General features: G+C 47.6%; 3 protein-coding genes, 3 tRNA genes and 1 other RNA gene. 6 read left to right on the top strand and 1 reads right to left on the bottom strand.

Annotation, left to right across the window (positions count from 1 at the left end):
• Positions 1-206 precede the first annotated feature (206 nt).
• Together murB and birA are read left to right on the top strand one after the other, a co-directional pair.
• Positions 207-1,244 carry a UDP-N-acetylmuramate dehydrogenase gene (gene murB, locus P3C52_RS20760; protein ID WP_275556759.1) on the top strand — a complete coding sequence of 346 codons (1,038 nt, stop codon included), beginning with the start codon at positions 207-209 and terminating at the stop codon, positions 1,242-1,244.
• The gene (gene birA, locus P3C52_RS20765) at positions 1,241-2,203 is read left to right on the top strand and encodes a bifunctional biotin--[acetyl-CoA-carboxylase] ligase/biotin operon repressor BirA (RefSeq protein WP_275556757.1); all 963 of its coding nucleotides are present in this window, start codon (positions 1,241-1,243) and stop codon (positions 2,201-2,203) included. Before murB ends, birA begins: the two co-directional genes overlap by 4 nt.
• Before the next feature lie 64 nt (positions 2,204-2,267).
• Here the strand turns inward: birA and coaA are convergent, their stop codons facing one another.
• Positions 2,268-3,218 carry a type I pantothenate kinase gene (gene coaA / locus P3C52_RS20770; protein WP_275556758.1) on the bottom strand — a complete coding sequence of 317 codons (951 nt, stop codon included), beginning with the start codon at positions 3,216-3,218 and terminating at the stop codon, positions 2,268-2,270.
• Between the two features lie 602 nt (positions 3,219-3,820).
• Here coaA and P3C52_RS20775 point away from each other — a divergent pair.
• The 4 genes from P3C52_RS20775 to P3C52_RS20790 all read left to right on the top strand — a co-directional run bounded on the left by P3C52_RS20775 (position 3,821) and on the right by P3C52_RS20790 (position 4,364).
• Positions 3,821-3,896 (top strand) — tRNA-Thr (locus P3C52_RS20775).
• 10 nt (positions 3,897-3,906) lie between these two features.
• Positions 3,907-3,991: transfer RNA gene (locus tag P3C52_RS20780), tRNA-Tyr, on the top strand.
• Positions 3,992-4,036: 45 nt separating this feature from the next.
• Positions 4,037-4,161: non-coding RNA, RtT sRNA (locus P3C52_RS20785), on the top strand.
• Between the two features lie 128 nt (positions 4,162-4,289).
• A tRNA-Gly gene (locus P3C52_RS20790) sits at positions 4,290-4,364 on the top strand.
• Positions 4,365-4,420: the final 56 nt, after the last annotated feature.

Consider the following 4,420-nt stretch of genomic DNA (forward strand, 5'->3'; position numbering starts at 1 on the left):
CCAGGCATCAAACCAGCGACGGAGCCTCAGCGAAAGCTGAGGCTTTTTCGTGTGCGCCGTCCGGCGCCGGCCCGGCCCGCCGCCGTTTTTTTATCCCGTCACGCCCGCCTCCCTGTCATTATCCTGCTCTGTTTCAAAGGATAAAGTTTTCTTTCCATCGAACCGATCGGATAAAATGGCCGAAGTTAACCGGAAAAGGCCGTTTCATGTCCAGTCCTGCAATTTCATTGAAAAACCTACATACTTTTGCCATTGAAACTGTCGCTGAAAAAGTCGTATTCGCAGAAAGCTCACAGGATATTCTTGTAGCCTGGCGTGAATGCCAACAGCGCAACCTGCCTTTTTTACTGCTCGGTGAAGGAAGTAATATTCTGTTCCTGGAATCATTTAACGGCATTATTGTCGTTAACCGACTGAAAGGCATTACCGTTAATGAAGATGATAAGTCATGGCATGTGCAGGCCGGGGCCGGTGAAAACTGGCATGCGCTGATAACTTATACACTACAGCAAGGCATCAATGGTCTGGAGAATCTCGCCTTAATTCCCGGCTGCGTCGGCTCCGCGCCTATTCAAAATATTGGCGCCTATGGCGTTGAACTGAAAGATGTCTGTGAATGGGTTGATGTGCTTGATCTGCAGAGTGGGTTAGTTACACGATTCACCGCAGCGCAGTGCCAGTTTGGTTATCGCGATAGTATTTTCAAACATCAGCTTCAGCATGGTCATGTAATTATTAGCGTGGGCTTTAACCTGCCAAAACAGTGGCAGCCGGTAATGAGCTACGGCGATCTGGCTAAGCTTGATCCCGCAACCGTTACGGCACAACAAATTTTTGATAGCGTCTGTCAAATGCGTCGCAGCAAGCTTCCCGATCCTGCGATTACAGGCAATGCCGGTAGCTTTTTTAAAAATCCTGTTATTAATGCAGCGCAGGCAGCTAACTTACTGTCTCAATACCCTCAGGCCCCCCATTATCCTCAAGGTAATGGGGGTATTAAGCTGGCAGCGGGCTGGCTTATCGACCAGTGTGGTCTGAAGGGTTACCGTATCGGTGGGGCGGCTGTTCATCAACAGCAGGCTCTGGTGCTGATTAATGCAGAAAATGCCAGCGCGCAGGATATTGTCGCGCTGGCTCATGAAGTCAGACAGCGCGTCGGCGAAAGGTTTAACGTCTGGCTGGAGCCGGAGGTGCGTTTTATTGGCGCTGACGGAGAGAAAAATGCCGTTGAGATCATTTCATGAAAGATAACAGCGTACCGTTGAAACTGGTGTCCATTTTAGCTGATGGAGAATTTCATTCGGGTGAGCAGATAGGTGAAAAGCTCGGTATGAGCCGGGCAGCGATAAACAAACATATCCAAACTTTAAAAGAGTGGGGATTGGATGTCTTTACCGTTACAGGTAAAGGCTACTGTTTGCCCGCGCCAATCCAACTGCTGGATGAAGAAAAGATAAATCAGCATCTGGAACAGCCGGGGCTATCCGTCATACCGGTTATAGACTCAACTAACCAGTATCTTTTAGAGCGGATGGGGTCGCTAAACACGGGCGATGCCTGCGTAGCGGAATACCAACAAGCAGGCCGCGGACGCCGCGGACGCCAGTGGTTTTCTCCCTTCGGCGCTAATCTTTACCTTTCTATGTATTGGCGGCTCGATCAAGGTCCTGCTGCTGCTATGGGCTTAAGCCTGGTAATAGGAATAGTGATAGCTGAAGTATTGCAGCAGCTCGGTGCTGAAGGCGTAAGGGTAAAATGGCCAAACGATCTTTATCTGAACGATCGTAAACTGGCAGGCATTCTTGTTGAAATGACCGGCAAAACAGGTGATGCCGCACAAATTGTTTTTGGTGCAGGCATCAATCTGACAATGCGTTCGCCTGATACTAATGTCGTTAACCAGGGCTGGATTAATCTGCAGGAAGCCGGTATCGCTATCAACCGTAACCAGCTTGTCAGCGTATTAATAAATCAGCTACGACGCAGTCTGCGTGATTTTGAGCGCGATGGGCTGGCTCCCTTCCTGCCACGCTGGCAGCAGCTGGATAATTTTATCAATCGGCCCGTTAAGCTTTTAATCGGCGATCGTGAAGTACCAGGTATTGCTCGTGGTATTGATGAACAAGGCGGGCTTTTACTGGAGCAAGAGGGCGTAACAAAGTCCTGGGTTGGCGGTGAGATTTCGTTGCGGCCGCAGGTTTGATCCTTATCTTTAAGCTCTCGATGATTCTGGCGGTACGTAATCCCGCCAGAATCAATAAAGAAACTTATTTACGTAACCGTACTTTTTCAACGGCGTGATTAGCGCTTTTGCTAAGAATCAGGCTGGCGCGTTCACGGGTCGGTAAAATATTTTCTCTCAGGTTACGCCAGTTAATTTCTTTCCACAGCTGGGTTGCAGTATTAACGGCTTCTTCTTCGGATAGCTGCGCGTAATGATGGAAATAGGAATCGGGATCGGTGAAAGCGCCTTTACGGAATTTCAGGAACCGATTGATGTACCAGTCCTCCAACAAGTCCTCAGGCGCATCAACGTAAATAGAAAAATCTACAAAGTCAGAGACAAATACGTGATGGGGATCGTGAGGATAATCCATTCCGCTCTGTAGAACGTTCAGGCCTTCAAGGATAAGAATATCAGGCTGTTGCACGACCTTATCGCCATCTGGAATAACATCATAAATCAGATGAGAATAGACTGGCGCGGTAACTTCAGCGGCACCTGATTTAAGATCGGCCACAAAATTAACCAGACGATGCATATCGTATGATTGTGGAAAGCCTTTTTTCTTCATCAGGCCGCGCTCTTTCAAAACGGCATTTGGATGAAGGAAGCCATCAGTAGTAATTAACTCAACACGACGATGCTCAGGCCAACGGCTTAACAACGCTTGCAATACGCGGGCAGTCGTACTTTTACCTACGGCAACGCTGCCGGCAATACTGATGATATAAGGGACTTTTTGCCCATTAGTGCCTAAAAACTGTTCCAGAACTGCCTGGCGCCGCAAATTAGAATTGATATAGAAATTCAGCAGACGAGACAGAGGCAGATAAATTTCAGCTACTTCTTCCAGCGACAGATCTTCGTTGATGCCTTTCAGGCGTGCTATCTCTTCTTCTGATAGCGTCATCGGTACAGAATCACGCAACGCAGCCCACTGTTGGCGACTGAATGTCAGATACGGAGTGGTAAATGAGGACTCTTTATTACTCATAAGCATGCTTCTGCCAGCAAATATTTACCGAATAGCAACAGGTAAGCATAGCCACCCTCCTGTGCTTTCAAGGTAATTTCAGAAAACAATGCGCAGGAGGTTAACACCAGTAATGGCATAAAAAGAAGGAAAAAGATGAATCGGCAAATGCAATCGGAAGGATCCCCTCATTTTTCATAATTAGATAAGACAGCCATACAGGTAGGTTAACCCGGTTTTACATTTATACGGATTGAGTGCAAATTTTGAAAAGCAGGTAGGCAGTTTGATAGTGGTAAGCCTGAGTGAAATGAAAAGGTGATTCTGATCACAAAAAGCGCTTTTTCTATATCTCTTATTTATAGTTGACTGCGGCAGCCTGTCGTCAGGTTCCGGGTTCGGTAAAAAATTGCGCCCCGGCAAAGCGAATTTACAAACTACAAGTGCGTACTAAATTCATAAATCTGCTTTTGAGACCAAAATATATCAGCAGGAACGGTTGTTTTTTCTCCATAAAAACGCAATTTTGCGAAGAATTGCACAAATAGTAGTCGATAGAACATTTATCGCGATTTTTTTGTTGCATCCATCATCCGCTCTTCCTAGAATGCGCCTCACTTGATGCCGACTTAGCTCAGTAGGTAGAGCAACTGACTTGTAATCAGTAGGTCACCAGTTCGATTCCGGTAGTCGGCACCATCAAGTTTCAGGTGGGATTCCCGAGCGGCCAAAGGGAGCAGACTGTAAATCTGCCGTCACAGACTTCGAAGGTTCGAATCCTTCTCCCACCACCAAATTCAGGCTCTGGAAACAGAACCAACAACAACTGAAATGCTAACGTATCTTCAGTTGGAAGAAGGTGAGAACCTTCGTAAAGGTTCGAGTCGAGCAGCGCGAGACAATGCGCGCAGCGCGGCCCGAAGGGTGAGGAGCGAAGCGACGAATAATCCTTCTCCCACCACCATATTCAGACTGAGCTCAAGCACAGTCAGAGTCAGCAAGCAACGCAAGTTGGCTCGAAGCTCGAATAATAAGCATCCTTAACTTATTATTCATTTGCTACAGAAAGAACAGGTAGCCGAGTTCCAGGTTGCGGGCATCGTATAATGGCTATTACCTCAGCCTTCCAAGCTGATGATGCGGGTTCGATTCCCGCTGCCCGCTCCAGATGTGCTGATATGGCTCAGTTGGTAGAGCGCACCCTTGGTAAGGGTGAGGTCCCC

This window comes from Mixta sp. Marseille-Q2659, from assembly GCF_940807255.1.
In the GTDB taxonomy this organism is placed as follows: domain Bacteria; phylum Pseudomonadota; class Gammaproteobacteria; order Enterobacterales; family Enterobacteriaceae; genus Mixta.

Excerpts from the sequence above, each read along its gene's own strand:
- murB (WP_275556759.1), top strand. The coding sequence starts at position 207 with ATGTCCAGTCCTGCAATTTCATTGAAAAACCTACATACTTTTGCCATT.
- birA (WP_275556757.1), top strand. The coding sequence starts at position 1,241 with ATGAAAGATAACAGCGTACCGTTGAAACTGGTGTCCATTTTAGCTGAT.
- coaA (WP_275556758.1), bottom strand. The coding sequence starts at position 3,218 with ATGAGTAATAAAGAGTCCTCATTTACCACTCCGTATCTGACATTCAGT.